Source organism: Ruegeria sp., from assembly GCF_028066395.1.
In the GTDB taxonomy this organism is placed as follows: domain Bacteria; phylum Pseudomonadota; class Alphaproteobacteria; order Rhodobacterales; family Rhodobacteraceae; genus Ruegeria.
Map to the genome: position 1 here is coordinate 14,078 of NZ_JALCBM010000054.1, position 16,557 is coordinate 30,634.

The 16,557-nt window shown below is 59.0% G+C and carries 17 protein-coding genes; 7 read left to right on the forward strand and 10 right to left on the reverse strand.

What is annotated here, in order from left to right; translation table 11 throughout:
• The 4 genes from MPJ51_RS15930 to MPJ51_RS15945 all read left to right on the forward strand — a co-directional run.
• On the forward strand, positions 1-1,314 hold a 1,314-nt coding region (locus tag MPJ51_RS15930; protein WP_298388712.1), incomplete at its 5' end, for an alanine/glycine:cation symporter family protein.
• A 183-nt stretch (positions 1,315-1,497) separates the two neighbouring features.
• On the forward strand, positions 1,498-1,698 hold the full coding sequence (gene rpmI, locus MPJ51_RS15935; protein WP_005981143.1) for a 50S ribosomal protein L35: 201 nt from the start codon (positions 1,498-1,500) through the stop codon (positions 1,696-1,698).
• A 14-nt stretch (positions 1,699-1,712) separates the two neighbouring features.
• Complete coding sequence (gene rplT / locus MPJ51_RS15940) at positions 1,713-2,078, forward strand: 50S ribosomal protein L20 (RefSeq protein WP_008756009.1); 366 nt, start codon at positions 1,713-1,715, stop codon at positions 2,076-2,078.
• A gap of 191 nt (positions 2,079-2,269) precedes the next feature.
• Complete coding sequence (locus MPJ51_RS15945) at positions 2,270-3,034, forward strand: hypothetical protein (protein ID WP_298388720.1); 765 nt, start codon at positions 2,270-2,272, stop codon at positions 3,032-3,034.
• A 175-nt stretch (positions 3,035-3,209) separates the two neighbouring features.
• Here the strand turns inward: MPJ51_RS15945 and MPJ51_RS15950 are convergent, their stop codons facing one another.
• Positions 3,210-4,601 carry an aminotransferase class III-fold pyridoxal phosphate-dependent enzyme gene (locus MPJ51_RS15950; protein WP_298388722.1) on the reverse strand — a complete coding sequence of 464 codons (1,392 nt, stop codon included), beginning with the start codon at positions 4,599-4,601 and terminating at the stop codon, positions 3,210-3,212.
• A 221-nt stretch (positions 4,602-4,822) separates the two neighbouring features.
• On the opposite strand from MPJ51_RS15950, the gene MPJ51_RS15955 reads away from it, so the two are divergent.
• Positions 4,823-6,451, forward strand: coding sequence for an acyl-CoA synthetase (locus tag MPJ51_RS15955; RefSeq protein ID WP_298388724.1), 1,629 nt, complete (start codon positions 4,823-4,825; stop codon positions 6,449-6,451).
• On the opposite strand, the gene MPJ51_RS15960 is transcribed toward MPJ51_RS15955, so the two are convergent.
• The 8 genes from MPJ51_RS15960 to hmgA form a co-directional block, all read right to left on the reverse strand.
• The gene (locus MPJ51_RS15960; protein ID WP_298388725.1) at positions 6,448-6,777 is read right to left on the reverse strand and encodes a DOPA 4,5-dioxygenase family protein; all 330 of its coding nucleotides are present in this window, start codon (positions 6,775-6,777) and stop codon (positions 6,448-6,450) included. The genes MPJ51_RS15955 and MPJ51_RS15960 overlap by 4 nt on opposite strands.
• 96 nt (positions 6,778-6,873) lie before the next feature.
• Positions 6,874-7,416, reverse strand: coding sequence for a VOC family protein (locus MPJ51_RS15965; RefSeq protein WP_298388729.1), 543 nt, complete (start codon positions 7,414-7,416; stop codon positions 6,874-6,876).
• Positions 7,417-7,420: 4 nt separating this feature from the next.
• Positions 7,421-7,615, reverse strand: a complete 195-nt coding sequence (locus MPJ51_RS15970) for a DUF2783 domain-containing protein (protein WP_298388731.1) — start codon at positions 7,613-7,615, stop codon at positions 7,421-7,423.
• A gap of 5 nt (positions 7,616-7,620) precedes the next feature.
• Positions 7,621-9,231: an FAD-dependent oxidoreductase gene (locus MPJ51_RS15975; protein ID WP_298388733.1), complete on the reverse strand. Its 1,611-nt coding sequence runs from the start codon at positions 9,229-9,231 to the stop codon at positions 7,621-7,623.
• Between the two features lie 134 nt (positions 9,232-9,365).
• Entirely contained in the window at positions 9,366-10,316 is a 951-nt protein-coding gene (locus tag MPJ51_RS15980; RefSeq protein ID WP_298388735.1) for an MBL fold metallo-hydrolase, read from the reverse strand.
• An 84-nt stretch (positions 10,317-10,400) separates the two neighbouring features.
• Entirely contained in the window at positions 10,401-11,660 is a 1,260-nt protein-coding gene (gene fahA, locus MPJ51_RS15985; protein WP_298388737.1) for a fumarylacetoacetase, read from the reverse strand.
• A gap of 7 nt (positions 11,661-11,667) precedes the next feature.
• Positions 11,668-12,300 carry a maleylacetoacetate isomerase gene (maiA, locus tag MPJ51_RS15990; RefSeq protein WP_298388739.1) on the reverse strand — a complete coding sequence of 211 codons (633 nt, stop codon included), beginning with the start codon at positions 12,298-12,300 and terminating at the stop codon, positions 11,668-11,670.
• On the reverse strand, positions 12,297-13,652 hold the full coding sequence (gene hmgA, locus MPJ51_RS15995; RefSeq protein ID WP_298388741.1) for a homogentisate 1,2-dioxygenase: 1,356 nt from the start codon (positions 13,650-13,652) through the stop codon (positions 12,297-12,299). The genes maiA and hmgA overlap by 4 nt, the downstream gene beginning before the upstream one ends.
• A gap of 57 nt (positions 13,653-13,709) precedes the next feature.
• Here hmgA and MPJ51_RS16000 point away from each other — a divergent pair, with 57 nt between their 5' ends.
• Positions 13,710-14,162, forward strand: coding sequence for a MarR family transcriptional regulator (locus MPJ51_RS16000; RefSeq protein WP_298388743.1), 453 nt, complete (start codon positions 13,710-13,712; stop codon positions 14,160-14,162).
• Between the two features lie 62 nt (positions 14,163-14,224).
• On the forward strand, positions 14,225-15,460 hold the full coding sequence (locus tag MPJ51_RS16005; RefSeq protein ID WP_298388745.1) for an adenylate/guanylate cyclase domain-containing protein: 1,236 nt from the start codon (positions 14,225-14,227) through the stop codon (positions 15,458-15,460).
• 353 nt (positions 15,461-15,813) lie between these two features.
• On the opposite strand, the gene MPJ51_RS16010 is transcribed toward MPJ51_RS16005, so the two are convergent.
• Positions 15,814-16,320 carry a hypothetical protein gene (locus MPJ51_RS16010; RefSeq protein WP_298388747.1) on the reverse strand — a complete coding sequence of 169 codons (507 nt, stop codon included), beginning with the start codon at positions 16,318-16,320 and terminating at the stop codon, positions 15,814-15,816.
• Positions 16,321-16,557 lie beyond the last annotated feature (237 nt).

Genomic DNA, 16,557 nt, shown 5'->3' on the forward strand with positions numbered 1-16,557 from the left:
CGGTTCTTCGGCCATGCGATCAGCCTTGTGAAAGGCGACTATTCCGACCCCAATGACGCGGGTGAGGTCAGCCACTTTCAGGCTCTTGCCACGGCGCTGTCGGGCACGGTCGGGCTTGGGAATATCGCCGGTGTGGCGGTGGCCATCGGTATAGGCGGGCCAGGCGCAACCTTCTGGATGATCGTTGCGGGCCTGCTGGGAATGGCGTCGAAATTCACCGAATGTACGCTGGGTGTGAAATACCGCAACGAATACGACGACGGCACCGTTTCAGGTGGCCCAATGTACTATATGTCCAAGGGCTTTAACGAGCTTGGCCTGCCGGGCGGCAAGATTCTGGCCGTGCTGTTCTCGATCTTCTGTATCCTTGGCGCGCTGGGCGGGGGCAACATGTTCCAGGCCAATCAGGCGCATCAGCAGATCGCGGGGATCACCGGAGAATATCCGGGCTGGATCACCGGGCTGGTCTTTGCGGGCATCGTCTTTGCAGTGATCGTGGGTGGCCTGAAATCCATCGCGCGGGTGACCGAGAAAGTCGTTCCGTTCATGGGTGTCATGTATGTGCTGGCCGCGCTGGTCATCATCATCATGCATGCAGACCAGATTGGCTGGGCCTTTGGCCAGATCTTCGCGGGTGCCTTCACTGGCCTCGGTGTAGCTGGCGGTATGGTCGGCGCGCTGATCCAGGGCTTCCGCCGGGCGGCGTTCTCGAACGAAGCGGGTGTTGGGTCTGCGGCGATTGCCCACTCGGCGGTGCGGACCAAAGAGCCGATCACCGAGGGCTTTGTCTCGCTGCTTGAGCCGTTCATCGATACGGTCGTGATCTGTACCATGACCGCGCTGGTGATCATCATCACGCAGCAGTTGATCGTTGATCCGGCCACCGGCCTTTACATGCTGACCGAGGATGGTTCGGGCATTGCAACCGTTGACGGCAACTCGGGCGTCAGCCTGACCTCGGCGGCTTTCGGCAGCGCCTTTGGCTGGTTCCCCTATGTGCTGGCGATTGCCGTGGTGCTGTTCGCCTTCTCGACCATGATTAGCTGGTCCTATTATGGCCTCAAGGCCTGGACCTATCTGTTCGGCGAAGGCCACACCAAGGAGCTGGTGTTCAAGGTCATCTTCTGCGTCTTCGTTGTCATCGGCGCGGCGGCCAATCTTGGCCCCGTGATCGACTTCTCGGATGCGGCGATCTTTGCGATGGCGGTGGTGAATGTCTTCGCGCTCTACTTCCTGATGAAAGTGGTGCGGCAGGAGCTGGCCAGCTATGCCGAGCGGCTGAAAACCGGCGAAATCCGCAAATTCGGCCACTGAACCAAACCACCGGGGCGGCGCGCGTCGCCCCGGTGCCTGACCGGATCGCGAATTGCGCAGATTCTGGTCCGAACCCCCTTGCCAGTATGACCAAACTTGCGTAAACGGCGCTTCTGATCGCGTGACCGGCCGAGATGGCATGCCGAGTCGCGTCTGAAACCGAACCCGGAAAAGGAGACGGAAATGCCTAAGATGAAGACAAAATCGAGCGCCAAAAAGCGCTTTAAGGTGACTGCGACCGGCAAGGTCATGGCAGGCCAGGCCGGCAAACGGCACGGCATGATCAAGCGGACCAAGAAATTCATCCGCGACGCCCGTGGCACCACCACCCTGTCCGCCCCCGACGCCAAGATCGTCAAGGGCTACATGCCCTACGACCGCTAAGAGGAGATTAAGAGATGTCCCGCGTTAAAGGTGGAACCGTAACTCACGCCCGTCACAAGAAGGTCATCAAGGCCGCCAAAGGTTACTATGGCCGCCGCAAGAGCACCTTCAAGGTTGCCCGTCAGGCTGTCGACAAGGCCAACCAGTACGCAACCCGCGACCGTAAGAACCGCAAGCGCAACTTCCGCGCGCTGTGGATTCAGCGCATCAACGCTGCTGTCCGTTCGCATGACGAGGCTCTGACCTATTCCCGCTTCATCAACGGTCTGAACCTGGCCGGTATCGAAGTGGACCGCAAAGTTCTGGCCGACCTGGCCGTGCACGAACCCGAAGCGTTCGGCGCGATCGTCGCCAAAGCTCAGGCTGCTCTGGCCGCCTGATCCTCTTTACAGAGAGACAGTGATTAAAGGGCCGTCCCGTTTGGGGCGGCCTTTGTAAATTTAATTTGCCCTGTTCCGGATCAAGTTACCATCGTGTTTGCAGGACATTACAATCTTGGTTACTCACAGATCATCGTCACGAAATGATGAAATGTTGGATTGGTCACAGGCAGGATTGATAGGACAGTTGGATGTTTCGCAAGGTTAAGAAGAAGCTTTCAGGCTTGTGGCGGCCAAGCAGGAAACTTTCGAAAACCGTCCCGCCCATGGATCGCAAAGGGTATGATACCGTTTTCGAGAACAACGGATTTGCAATCCTTCGCCAGCCGGGCGAACGCCAAGAATGCACTGTTTCCTTTACGGGCATAGGACATGCCTTAGGCGGCATTGATGTCCAAAACCCCGAATTTTCGAGATCATTAAGTCACGAAACAAAAATTTTCGTAATCGACAAGGAACGCACCTGGGGAAACAGTGTGCATTGGGAAGAAACTATAGCAGTTCTAAAACGGCATACAGACGGTACCGAGGTTACGACCTTGGGCAACTCTATGGGCGGTTTCCTGGCAATATTGGCTGCCGGTCAATTGCGCGCGTCGCGATCAATTGCCTTTGTCCCTCAATGGTCAATCGATCCGGATATCGTGCCCGGGGAAACGCGATGGTCTAACTACAGAAGTAATATTTCCAAAATTATTCACCCCGATCTGTCGGCTGCATTTGTAGATTCAACCAAATTTTATGTTTTTTTCGGAAATGGACCGTCGGATCAGGAACACTTGAAGTACTTCAGAGAGAAACAGGACCGTATGAAGCTGTTCGTTCTGGACAGATGCGATCACAATGTTGCGCATTTTCTGAAAGAGCGGGGTCAACTGTATCCAGTTATCCATGCTTGTCACTCTGACAGCGACATCCACCATGTACTCGCCAAAGCAGACATTAGGCTTGATTGATGGCATTTTGAGCGCTGCGCCATTTGCCGGTCGTTTCGAAAAGTTCTTCCGCGCATTATGGAGCAAATGGAAATGTCATGGGTTGGCTTTCTGCTTACATGGAAAGCCGCCGTATTCGAAGCGTCGATACGGGTGGGAAACTCTTGCGCCATAAGGGCGCAAGAGTTCTTTTTGTTTAACCAAACACGCGTCCCAGCGCACCATCCACCGCGTCGGTGATCTGGTCGATATCATCCGCCGTTGCGATCAGCGCCGGCGAGAAGCACAGCGTGTTGTTGCGGCTGGGGATCGAGCGGTTGGTGACGCCGATGATAACACCCTGCGCCATGCAGTCGGCAACAACCGCCTGCGCCAGTTTCTCGTCCACCGGTTCCTTGCTGCCGCGATCCGCGACCAGCTCGGCCCCCAGGAACAGGCCCTTGCCGCGCACATCGCCGATGACCTTGTGCTTTTCCATCAGCGCCTGCAGGTTGCCCAGCATGCGGTCACCCATGTCGGCGCAGTTCTGCAGCAGGTTTTCATCCTGAATGATGCGCATGTTTTCTACAGCCGCGGCCGGTCCGGCGGTGCAGCCGCCAAAGGTCGAGATGTCGCGGAAATAGCTCATCGGGTCCGCCGCGTCGTCCTTGAACATGTCAAAGACTTCTTCGGTGGTGACCATGCAGGCAATCGCCGCATAGCCCGAGGCAACGCCTTTGGCCATCGTCACGAAGTCGGGCTTGATGCCGTATTGCTGGTAACCGAACCAGGTGCCGGTCCGACCCACGCCGCAGACAACCTCGTCGATATGCAGCAGGACGTCGTATTTCTTGCAGATCTCCTGCACGCGCGGCCAATAGCCTTCGGGTGCTTCGATCACGCCGCCGCCTGCGGTCACCGGCTCAAGGCACAGGGCGCCAACGGTGTCCGGGCCTTCGCGCAGGATGACTTCTTCGATCTGGTTTGCAGCCCATTCGCCAAAGTTCTCTTCGGGCGCGCCGTCCAGCTCGTGCTTGCGATATTCCATGCAATGGGGCACGCGCACGAAATCGGGCGCAAAGGGGCCATACTGTGCGGTGCGCTCATCCTGACCACCCGCCGACATGGTTGCCAGGGTCGAGCCGTGATAGTCGCGGTCGCGATACAGGATCTTGGTCTTCTTGCCGCCGTATTTCTTGTGCGCGATCTGGCGCACCATCTTGAACGCCTTCTCGTTCGCCTCAGAGCCCGAGTTGGTGTAGTACACCCGGCTCATGCCCGGCATCTTGTCGATCAGCATCTCGGCAAAGATCGAACCGGGGATCGAGCCTGCGGTATTGGCGAAATAGCACAGCTTCATTAGCTGATCGTAAACCGCCTTGCAGATCGATTCGCGGCCATAGCCGACGTTCACAGTCCAGACGCCACCGGACACAGCGTCCAGATGTTCCTTGCCCTTCTGATCCCAGACGCGCATGCCCTTGCCTTCGACAATGATACGCGGGTCATTGGTTTCAAACGGTTTATGCTGGATCAGGTGATGCCAGATATGGGCGCGGTCGGCTTCGACCACACGGGAAAGATCGTTTTCGTTGAACGTGCCGTCCATGACATGTCCTTTCAGAAATGGGGCGCGCGGGAATCAAAATTGACCCGGCTGGCGCACTGTGACGTGATGATGCAGATCACCGTGAATAGAGCCTTGGAAGTAGGGCCAGATTAACCCATAGAATATCGCCAGTGTAGCCAGATCACGTATTTTTACGGGTTTGTTTTGGCGGGCGCTTTGTGCTCAATACCCAAATCCGTCAGGTTTGGGAGGAAGACCGGATGACAGTCGAGACCATTTATCAGCAGCATCTGGACAAGACCCCTGCGAATTTCACGCCCCTGTCGCCGCTCAGCTACCTTGAGAGGACGGCGGCGGTTTATCCTGACTATCCGTCGGTTGTTTACGGGGATCGCCGCTATAGCTGGTCCGACACCTATGACCGCTGCCGCCGTCTGGCCAGTTCCCTCAGCGCGCGGGGGATAGGGGTGGGCGATACCGTGTCGATCATCGCCGCCAACATCCCCGAGCATTACGAGGCGCATTTTGCCATCCCCATGGCCGGTGCGGTGCTGAACGCGATCAACACGCGGCTGGATGCGCCGATCATTGCCTTCATCCTGAACCATGCCGAGGCGAAGGTGCTGCTGGTCGATCCGGAATTCTCGGGCGTGGTGAAACAGGCGCTGGCGCAGGTGGATCACGATGTGCTGATCGTCGATATCGAAGATGCCAGCTTTGACGGCGGGGAACGGCTGGGCGATCTGACTTATGACGCGCTGTTGGCCGAGGGGGACCCGGCGTTCGACTGGTCTCTGCCCGCTGATGAATGGGATGCGATCACGCTGAACTATACCTCGGGCACCACGGGCAATCCCAAGGGGGTGGTCTATCACCACCGGGGGGCAGCGCTGAACGCGACTTCGAACATCCTGACATGGGGCATGCCGCAGCATTCGGTCTATCTGTGGACCCTGCCGATGTTTCACTGCAATGGCTGGTGCTTCCCGTGGACCATGGCGGCGAATGCGGGCACCTCGGTCTGTTTGCGCGCGGTTCGGGATGAACCGATCTATCGCGCCTTCCGCGAAGAGGGCGTCACTCATTTCTGCGGCGCGCCAATCGTGCTGAACATGCTGGCCAATGCGCCTGACCACCTCAAGGATTTCAGCCAGCAGATCAAGGTGATGACCGCTGGTGCCCCGCCGCCCGCCAAGGTGATCGAAGCAATGGAGGGGATGGGCGTCGAGGTCACTCATGTCTACGGCCTGACCGAAACCTACGGGCCGTCAGTGGTCTGCGCCTGGAAAGATGAATGGAACGATAAAGTGCCCGAGGATCAGGCGGCGCTGAAAGTCCGTCAGGGCGTCAAATACGTGGCCCTGTCCGGTCTTATGGTCGCTGACCCCGAAACATTGGAGCCCGTGCCTGCCGATGGTGAAACCATGGGCGAGATCTTCATGCAGGGCAACATCGTGATGAAAGGGTACCTCAAGAACCCCGACGCCACGGACAAGGCGTTCAAGGGCGGCTGGTTCGCCTCGGGCGATCTGGGGGTGATGCACCCGGACGGCTATATCGCGCTGAAGGACCGGTCCAAGGACATCATCATTTCGGGTGGCGAGAATATCTCATCCGTCGAGGTTGAGGATGTTCTGTATAAACACCCGGCGGTGATGACGGCGGCTGTGGTGGCCCGCCCCGATGAGAAATGGGGCGAGACACCCTGCGCCTTTGTCGAGTTGAAGCCGGGGGCCGAGGCGACCGAGGCCGAGGTGATCACCTTCTGCCGCGAGAACATGGCCCATTTCAAGGCGCCGAAAACGGTGGTGTTTGGCGGGTTGCCCAAGACCTCGACCGGGAAGATACAGAAATTCATCCTGCGCGACCGGGCCCGCGATCTGGGTTAGTCGAAGATCGACAGATCAAGCTCCAGCAACTCACCCATCCAAAGGGCGCGGTCCCGGTGATCGCCCAGATGCTCACCAGTGTCCGGGTGGGTGAAGATCGTCAGGCCCTGCCGGTTGAGCATCAGCCACGGGATGACCTGATCGAACGCGTCGGGTTCAAAACCCAACTGGCAGCTCCAGCGCGGATGGGGGCCGACATTGCGGGCGTGCATGCGGCCCATCTGAACCGGAAACAGGCGCGTGGCCTCTTCACACACGCGCTGTGCCGTGTCCTGCGTTTGTGCGTCGAAATAGACATGGGCGTGATAGCCGGTGATTTGGGGCATCGAATATCCTTCCTTCTGTTTCGACTTATCTAGGCAGAAGGGCTGGTAAGGGTATCCGCGTTGTCACACAGGCATTGTGCGCCGGGCCAGACCTGATCAGGCTTTGTTCAATTCCCTGGCATGCAGCCAATCCGCGTGCTGCGGGGCTTTCTTGGTGCGTGACCATTCTTCCAGCATGTCCCATTTCACATCGTTCAACCGGGCCAGCATCGCCTCTTCCTCGGGGTCGGGGCAGGCCAGTTCGACGCGGTGGCCGTTGGGATCGAAGAAATAGATCGAATGAAAGATCGAATGGTCGGTGACGCCCAGAACCTCGACCCCGTTGGCCTCAAGATGGTCCTTGAAGGCAATCAATTCGTCCCGGTCCTTGACCTTGAAGGCGATGTGCTGAACCCAGATGGGCGTATTCGGATCGCGGCCCATTTCGGGCTTTGTGGGTAGTTCAAAAAAGGCCAGCACATTGCCGTTCCCGGCGTCCAGAAACAGATGCATGTAAGGGTCGGGCTCATGGGTTGAGGGCACATGGTCCTCGGCGATGGCAAGGATGAAGTCCATGTTCAGCATCTTGCCATACCATTCCACGGTTTCTTTCGCATCCTTGCAGCGATAGGCAACGTGATGAATTTTCTCGATTTTCATGAAATTACTCCTTTAGCGCCGCAGCGTTCAGCGCCTGTTTTAAAATGTCGTTGTCTCCGATGTGGTTGGCCAGCACGAGCACGAGACGGGCGTTCAGCGCATCGCTTTCAGCCTGTTCCAACCCTTCATGGGTGGCCAGCAGGTCGGCATAGAAATCATCGGCGTGGTCGATATTCGGGGTCAGGATCAGGTCAGCCATGGCGATCACTCCTTGCCTGTGGCGCGCAGAACCGCGTGCCGGATTGCGTTTTCTTCGTAATGGTCGCGCCTGGCAGCCACGTGCTGATCGGGGCGGATCAGATAGACCGCGCCGGTGGCGTCGCCCAGATAGCGGCGCTTCAACTCCATCGTCGGGTCGTCCTTGACCGACAGGGCCAGCCGTTTGACGGTTACCCCGTCAACCTCGATCTCATCCGGGGCGTCGGCGTCGATGGTCAGCAGGGTGAATTCCCCACTCAGTTTCGACAGCAGAAACTCATCCCCCAGCGGCGCATCGGGGCAGGGCGATCCGGGCCGCGTGCGTGCCGGCCCGTCCAGCGCATCGGCGGAATTCAGGGGTGAGCCGTCATGGGTACATGGCAGGCTCAACCGGCCGGAATTGACCAGCGGGCGGGTGAATTCGTACCGCTCGCTCAGGTCCAGCACCGCATCGCGCAACAGGCGGGACATCTGCGATTTCGGGGTGATGAAATCGGTTGAGCGGGTCGAGTTCAGGATGTTCTCATCCGCACCCTGAACCCGTTCGATGTCATAGCTGTCCAGCAGGCTTTCGGGCGCGGTGCCGTCCATGACCATCTTCAGCTTCCAGCACAGGTTGTCGGTGTCTTGCAGGCCCGAATTGGCCCCGCGCGCACCAAACGGGCTGACCTGATGGGCGCTGTCGCCCGCAAAGATCACCCGGCCATGGCGGAACTGTTCCATCCGGCGGCATTGGAAGGTGTAGATGCTGACCCATTCCAGCTCGAACTGCACATCCTCTCCCAGCATTGCCTTTAGGCGTGGGATCACGTTTTCGGGGCGTTTTTCGCGTTCCTTGTCGATATCCCAGCCCAGTTGCAGGTCGATGCGCCAGACCCCGTCGGGCTGTTTATGCAGCAACGCTGACTGGCCCTTGTTGAAGGGCGGATCGAACCAGAACCAGCGTTCGGTCGGGAAATCGGCATCCATGATCACGTCGGCGATCAGGAAGTTATCCTCGAACACGCGGCCGACGAAATCCTTGCCCAGCATCGACCGCATGGGTGAGCCTGCGCCGTCGCAGGCGATGACCCAATCGGCCTCGATCGTGTACGACCCCTCGGGCGTTTCAACCTCAAGCCTGACGTGGTCGGGATGGGTGCCGACCGCCTCGACCTTGTTGCGGCCCCGGATTTCGATGGGTGCGCCTTCGGCCTGCAATTCGCGGACCCGCTCGACCAGAAACTGTTCGAAGTAATATTGCTGCAGGTTGATGAAGGCGGGGCGTTTATGGCCATCCTCGGGCAGCAGGTTGAAGTCATAGATCTTGCGGTCGTCGAAGAACACCTTGCCCAGGTTCCAGACCACGCCCTTGTCCACCATCGCCTGTCCACAGCCCAATCGGTCGAGGATTTCCAGCGGGCGTTTGGCGAAACAGATGGCGCGGCTGCCAAAGCTGACCTTGTCGTTTTCGTCCAGCACCACGACCTCGACCCCTTGCTGGGCCAGATCGATGGCGGCGGCCAGACCAACCGGGCCTGCGCCCACCACAATGACCTTGTGGCGTACCGGCGCGGGGGCGGTTTGGTCCGGGCTGGGCGTATAGGCGTAGATCGGTGTTTCGAAAATCTTGTTCACAGTCTCTCTCCCCGGTTTTGCGCGCTGGGCGCAGCTCATCCGTGCTCTGACGCGGACGCGTCAGAGAGATGAATTATCTTCCCATTGTTTGCCCCGGGCCGACACGATCTGGATCAAGTCCGGCCCGGTTTTTGTCAGCCTTGCAGGGCCTCCCACATCTCAAGATCGCGCTGAGCGGTCCAGATGCGGGGGGTGTCGATGCCGCGCGCCTCGTCATAGGCGCGGGCGACGTTGAAGGGCAGGCAATGTTCGTAGATCGCATAGTCGGCGAATTTCGGGTCGCATTCGGCGCGCACGGCGTCCCATGCTTGCTTCAGGCTGCCACCGCGCGCCGCGACCTTTGCCGCCGGTCGATAGGTGCTTTCCACGAAGTCACGAGTGTTTTCGATGGCCGCGTTGACCATGTCCTTGCCGATCAGCGCGTCGCCGCGCCCCGGCGCGATGGCGTCGACGTCGAACCATTTGATTTCGTCCAGCGTATCACCCCAGTCGCTGAAATGCCCGTCGCCGCAATAGCAGGCCGAGTGATACTCGACGATATCGCCGGTGAACATGACGTTCTGATCGGGGACGTGGATGACGATGTCGCCTGCGGTATGGGCGCGGCCCAGATGCATCAGGTCAATGCGGCGGTTGCCCAGATAGACGGTCATCGTGTCGCTGAAGGTGGTGGTGGGCCAGGTCAGGCCGGGGATGCTCTCATGCCCTTCGAAGAGGCGCGGGAAGCGTTGGAATTCGCTGTCCCAGTCTTCCTGCCCGCGTTCCACGACCATTGCGCGGGCCATGTCGGACATCAGGATCTGTTGCGCACCGAAAGCGCTGGCGCCCAGCACGCGGACGGCGTGGTAATGGGTCAGCGCCACATGAGTGATGGGCTTGTCGGTGACCGAGCGCACGCATTCGATCACCTTGTTTGCCAGACGCGGGGTCGCCTGCGCCTCGACAATCATCACGCTGTCATCGCCGATGATGACGCCCGAGTTCGGGTCGCCCTCGGCGGTGAAGGCATAAAGCCCTTCGCCCACCTCGGTGAACGAGATTTTCTTTTCCGACATGTCCCCCTGGGACGCGAATGCCTTGGCCATGGTTCTATCCTTCTGACGATGCGCCGGGGCTTGTGGTCTGGATGCCTCCGGCGGGAGTATTTGGGAAAAGATGAAGCGGTGTGTTCATCGTTTATAGGGGTCTTTCAGGGCCGGAAGGACGGTGCCGGTGCAGGTGCCGAAGCCGATCGTGTATCCGTCGCCCCGGGCCTGACCTTTGAGGGTCAGGGTATCGCCGTCTTCGATGAAGCTGCGGGTTTCACCGGTGTCCAGCGTCATGGGTTCCTTGCCGCCCCAGCTTAGTTCCAGAAGCGAGCCGCGTTCCGGTTTGGTGGGCCCCGAGATTGTGCCCGAGCCCAGCAGGTCGCCCGCATTCATCGGGCAGCCCGAGGTGGTGTGATGCGCCAGCTGCTGCGCGGCCGAGTAGTACATCTGGTTGTAATTGGTGCGCGCGATGGTGGTGGGGGTTTGGCCTTCGGGGGCCATGGTGATTTCCAGCTCGATATCATAGAGCATGGGGCCGCAGTCTTTCAGGTGATCGAGCAGTTCGAATTCCCGCGCCGGGGTGTCGCAACGAAACGGCTCTAGCGCCGGTTTGGTCACGATCCAGGGGCTGATCGAAGTCGCGGTCGCCTTGGCCTGGAACGGGCCGAGCGGTTGGTATTCCCACGCTTGAATGTCGCGCGCCGACCAGTCGTTGAGCAGCACATAGCCAAAGATGTTGTCGTCGGCCTCCTGCACGGAAATGGGGCCGTCCGAGGGGGTGCCGACGATGGCGCCCATCTCAAGCTCGATATCGAAACGGCGGCTGGGCAGGAAAGCGGGCCGGTCGTGATCTGGGGATTTCAACTGCCCCCAGGGGCGGCGGATATCGGTGCCCGAGACCACAACGGAGGAGGCGCGCCCGTTATAGCCGATGGGGATGTGCAGCCAGTTCGGCGGCAGGGCGTTTTCCGGGCCGCGGAACATGGTGCCCACGTTGAAGGCATGGTTTCGGCCTGCGTAGAAATCGGTGTATTCGCTGACCGCAAAGGGCAGGTGCATCTCGGCATCTGCCTGTGGCACCAGCAGGGGTTCGAGTTTGTCCTGATCTTCGGACCCTTCGGCTAGCAGGTTGGTCAGGCGGTCGCGCAGGGCGGCCCAGACGGCGGGGCCTTCCTCCATCAGCGGGTTCCAGAAGGGCAGGTCGAACAGCGGCTCATCTGTCAGGGTGACCAGCCCGTCGGCTTCGGCAATGGTCAGGTCGAGGATCATGTCGCCGATGGCCACGCCGCAGCGCGGGTCGCTGTCTTCGGTCGAAAAGACGCCATAGGGCAGGTTGTTCAATGGGAAGGGGTGGTTGGCATCATTGGCCGAGGTCACCCAGGATTTTTTCAACTGGCTCATGTGGTTCTCATTCTGCATCGGGTTGCGCCTCGGGCACTGCGTTCGCAAAGGCGGGCAGGGCGAGGCAATTTCGTTCAATCTCGGTCAGGCGCGGGTAGGGGGCAAGGTCCAGCCCCCAGCGGTGCGCGTTGTAGAGTTGGGGGATCAGGCAAATGTCGGCCAGAGATGGCGCATCGCCCATGGCGAATTCCGTATCGGGGGCGGCCAGCGCCTGAAACGCGGCAAAGCCGCGCTTCATCCAATGGGTCATCCAGGCGATGCCCTGTTCCTGACTTGCCCCGAAGTCGGTCTTGAGATGTTTCACAACGCCCGCATTCTGGATCGGGTGCGTATCCACCGCAATCGTATGGGCCGCAGCCCGCACACGCGCGCGCTCCAACGGGTTGGAGGGCAGCAGGGCGGGGGTGGGATAGACCTCCTCCAGCCAGTCCAGAATGGCCAGTGATTGGGTCAGCAGGGTGCCGTCGTCCAGTTCCAGCGTCGGCACCAGACCGATGGGGTTCTTGGCCAGATACGTGGCTTCTTGCTGTTCGCCTTTGACCAGATGAACGGGCACGTCTTCCCAGCCCAGCCCCTTGAGGCCAAGTGCGATGCGCAACCGATAGGCCGCAGAGGAGCGCCAATATCCGTAAAGCCTCATTTCTTGCCCGGCGTCCCGTCGAATTTCTTCTCAAGATCGGTCCAGCAGTCGATGTAATCGTCCTGCAGGGGTGCCTCATTGGCGGCGAAGGCGGTCAGGTGCTGCGGGAAGCGGGTTTCGAACATGAAGGACATGGTGTTTTCCAGCTTGTCCGGCCCCAAATTGGAATTCGAGGCTTTCTCGAACGCGTCCCGGTCGGGTCCGTGCGGCAGCATCATGTTGTGCAGGCTCATGCCGCCGGGAACAAAGCCCTGTGGTTTGGCATCGTACTGGCCGTAGATGTTGCCCATCAATTCGGACATGATGTTCTTGTGATACCAGGGCGGGCGGAACGTGTCCTCCATCACCATCCAGCGTTCGCGGAACAGGACAAAGTCGATATTGGCCGTGCCGGGCTGCCCCGACGGCGCGGTCAGTACGGTGAAAATCGACGGGTCCGGGTGATCGAACAGGATCGATCCGACGGGGCAGTAATTGCGCAGATCGTATTTATAGGGCGCATAATTGCCGTGCCACGCGACCACATCCAGCGGGCTTTGACCGATCCGGGTGGTGTGGAACTGGCCGCACCATTTGATTGTCAGGGTCGAGGGCACCTCGCGATCCTCGAACGCCGCCACCGGTGCCTTGAAATCGCGCGGATTGGCCAAGCAGTTTGCCCCGATCGGACCCCGGCCCGGCAGGTCGAATTTCTGACCGTAATTCTCGCAGACAAAGCCGCGCGCGGGGCCTTCCAGCACCTCGACCCGGTAGACCAGACCGCGCGGGATGATGGCGATTTCCTTGGGCTCCAGATCAATGATCCCCAACTCGGTTGCAAAGCGCAGGCGGCCTTCCTGTGGCACCACAAGCAATTCGCTGTCGGCTGAATAGAAATAGTCATCCACCATGGATTCAGTGACCAGATAGATATGGCTGGCCATACCGGTCTGAGTATTCACATCCCCGGCGGTGGTCATGGTGCGCATGCCGGTGATCCAGTTCAGACCTTCGTCGGAATGGGGCACCGCGTCCCACCGATACTGGCCAAGGCTGACCACGTCCGGGTCGACGCAGGGCGCGCTTTTCCAATAGGGCACGTCGATCTTTTCATAGCGCGCCGAATGCTTGACCGAGGGCCGAATGCGGTAACACCACGTCCGCTCGGGTGGGTTGGCGGTAAAGGCCGTGCCGCTCAGCTGTTCGCCGTAAAGGCCATAGTTGCATCTCTGCGGGCTGTTCATGCCTTGCGGCAGCGCGCCAGACAGCGCCTCGGTTTCGAAATCGTTTGCCCAGCCCGGCATATACCCCGGATGAGTACCAACCGGCGTTTCGGCCTGGATCATGTCACGTGAATGGGTCGAGTGATTCATGACTAAAACCTCGCGTTTCTCCTTGTCGAATAATAGTTGATTTTGTAACTAACAAGCATGACACGGGATGAATCCGATAAAAAAGATGAGTTTGATCTGCGGGATTTCCTGCCGTTCCTGCTGAATCAGGCGGCCGAGGAAAGCTCATTGGAGTTTCAGCGCGTCTACAAGGACCGCTATGGCATGCTGCGGACGGAATGGCGTGTGCTGTTCCATCTGGGCAACTACGGTGAGATGACGGCCAAGGATATCGGTCTGCGAGCGAAAACCCACAAGACCAAGATCAGCCGCGCCGTGCGCAAGCTGGAACAGCGCCGGTTCCTGCAAAGACTGCGTGATGAGAATGACCGCCGGGCCGAACGATTGTCGCTGACCCAATCCGGTCAGGCAGCCTATCGGGAATTGCGTGGTATCGCACAGGATTATGACGCCAAACTGGCGGCGCATTTCACCAATGGTGAGGTGGTATTGCTGCGCATGATGCTGCGTCGGCTGGCCGGGATGGACTGACCTCTGGTAATCTGTCTGCGACATGCCCAGATGGGGATCATAATGGGTAACATGGACGTGAAATGATGGCCTTGGACACGGACGTGGCAAAAACCGGGGATCTGATCGATTGGTTGGTGGCGCGCGGCCTTGAGGGTGCGGACAAGCAAGAGTTGCTGGACGGCTATTGCACCCGGCTTGTCGATCTTGGGGTGCCTCTGATGCGGTTTCACGCCGCGCAATCGGCGCTGCACCCGATCTATGGCGGCACAGGTTACAGCTGGTATCAGGGGCAGGGCGGCACGTACCAGACCTTCGAATACTCGGACACGCCCAACGAAGCCTGGCAGCAGAGCCCTCTGTTCACGCTGCTGAACGAGGATGTCGACGTGATCCGCGAACGTCTGGTCGACGGCAACGAAGCCAGCCGGTATCCCCTGCTGAACGAGCTGCGCGAAAGCGGTGCAACAGACTATTACGCCACAGGCGTGTCCTTTGACAGCCCGTCCCATAGCGGCCCCCGGGATGCCGAAAGGCCGGTGGATGGCGTGCTGATGTCGTGGACCAGCAACGCACCGGACGGGTTTCGCGACAGTGATCTGGACCTGATCAATACAGCCCTGCCGCATCTGGGGCTGGCGCTGAAATCCGCTTCCAGCGCCCGGGTAGCGCAGGACCTGATGCGTGTTTATCTGGGCCGTGATGCCGGCCAGCGCGTCCTGTCCGGTGAAATCCGCCGGGGGTCTCTGCAGCAGATCGATGCGGTGATCTGGAACTTCGATCTGGAGGGCTTCACCAGCCTGTCCGAAGAACTGCCGGGCGCCGAGATCATCGACATGCTGAACGACTATCTGGCGGTTGCGGTCGAGGTTGTGCACAAATGCGATGGCAGCATTCTCAAGTTCATGGGCGACGGGTTGATGGCCATGTTCGATGTCGGCGAGCTTGATGCAGACGCCCGCGCCGCGCTGGCCGCCGTGGCTTTGCTGGAAGAGCGCATGGCCGAGCTGAACGCCCAGCGCCGGGCCGAGGGTCTGCCCATATCGAACTACACATTGGCCCTGCATGCGGGCGAGATTCTCTACGGCAATATTGGCGCCGAAAACCGTCTGGATTTCACGGTGATCGGCCCAACCGTCAACCAGGCGGCCCGGATCGCGGGCATGCACCGATCGTTGGGCCAGCGCATCCTGATCTCGGACGACGTAGCCCGCGCGGCACGCCCCCGCGACCACGAGTTGATCTCGGTCGGTCGTTACATGCTGCGCGGAGTGGCCGAGCCGAAAGAGCTGTTTACGGTTTATCGGCCGGATAGATAGGGTGACAATTTCGCCGGGAGTTGGCCGCGCCTCGCTACACTGTTTTGCTGTACCTTTGAACTTGGGAGGCTGAAGTCCACACGCGGCCCCGTCTAAACCAACTACTATACCCTATCCAAGTGTCCCAGAAAGGTGCCCTGAACTTCAACCCACCCATATCCCTGCATGACTACAGTCACCTTGGCGATGGCTACAGGGAGTGAGAGCGCATCCAGCGCAAGAAAGCCCGATGGGCTGCAAAGATCGCCCAAATGGATCGTCAGGAGCGCTTGATGATCATGGACAATCTGCTATCCGCAGCAGAGTAGTGATACCTACAAGAGTGCTTTTTTGCTGGTCTTTCCTGTGCCTTGTCACCATGCCGCCCAATCGTCAGATCGACGGGAAAACGTGACTGACTCGCTAGTGGCAAAGCGATATTCCGTTGAACACCTTGGGCATTTGCGATGTTCCTCATGACCTTGCAGTATCGACTTGTGACGATCTTCAACACAATTGGGGCACAGGTAGTGCTTGGGCTGAGAGCCTTGGCTTGCTTGTTTCAGGCGATACACAATTGCACCTGTTGGGGTTTCCCAAAGTTCATAGCGCTCAAGATCGGATTTAAACGACTGCGCCTTAGCGAGTTCATCCTGTAGTTTTGCCAGTTTGAGCTTAAGATCAGAATTCGCCACTTGCGCATTTGCCACCTGCACAGCCAATTCGCTTAGCGCTATTTTGAGGTTGGTATCGCCATCAGTCTCCGCCTTTTTGAATAATGTCTTGAGGGTTTCGAGGCCTTTGGCAACCTTTCCCGTCGCGGCCCCAGCATCCCCAGCCAGTTCCATAACACTGCTAATAGTCTCGAAGTTCCAATCCACTATTTTCTCCAATGCAAATCAGCGTTGATGGAAGCTAACGCCAAACCTTCCGCAAGAGTAGAGTTTAGACATCTTCAAATTTGATGTGCCAAAGTTAGTGCAAATCTGTGCCAAAGCTGGCGGCGCATCATAGCAACATGGCCGCATTGATCTCAGGTCTTGATGAAAAGATGGGGGTTTGGTGGTAGCGGAGGAGGGACTTGAACCCCCGACACGCGGATTATGATTCCGCTGCTC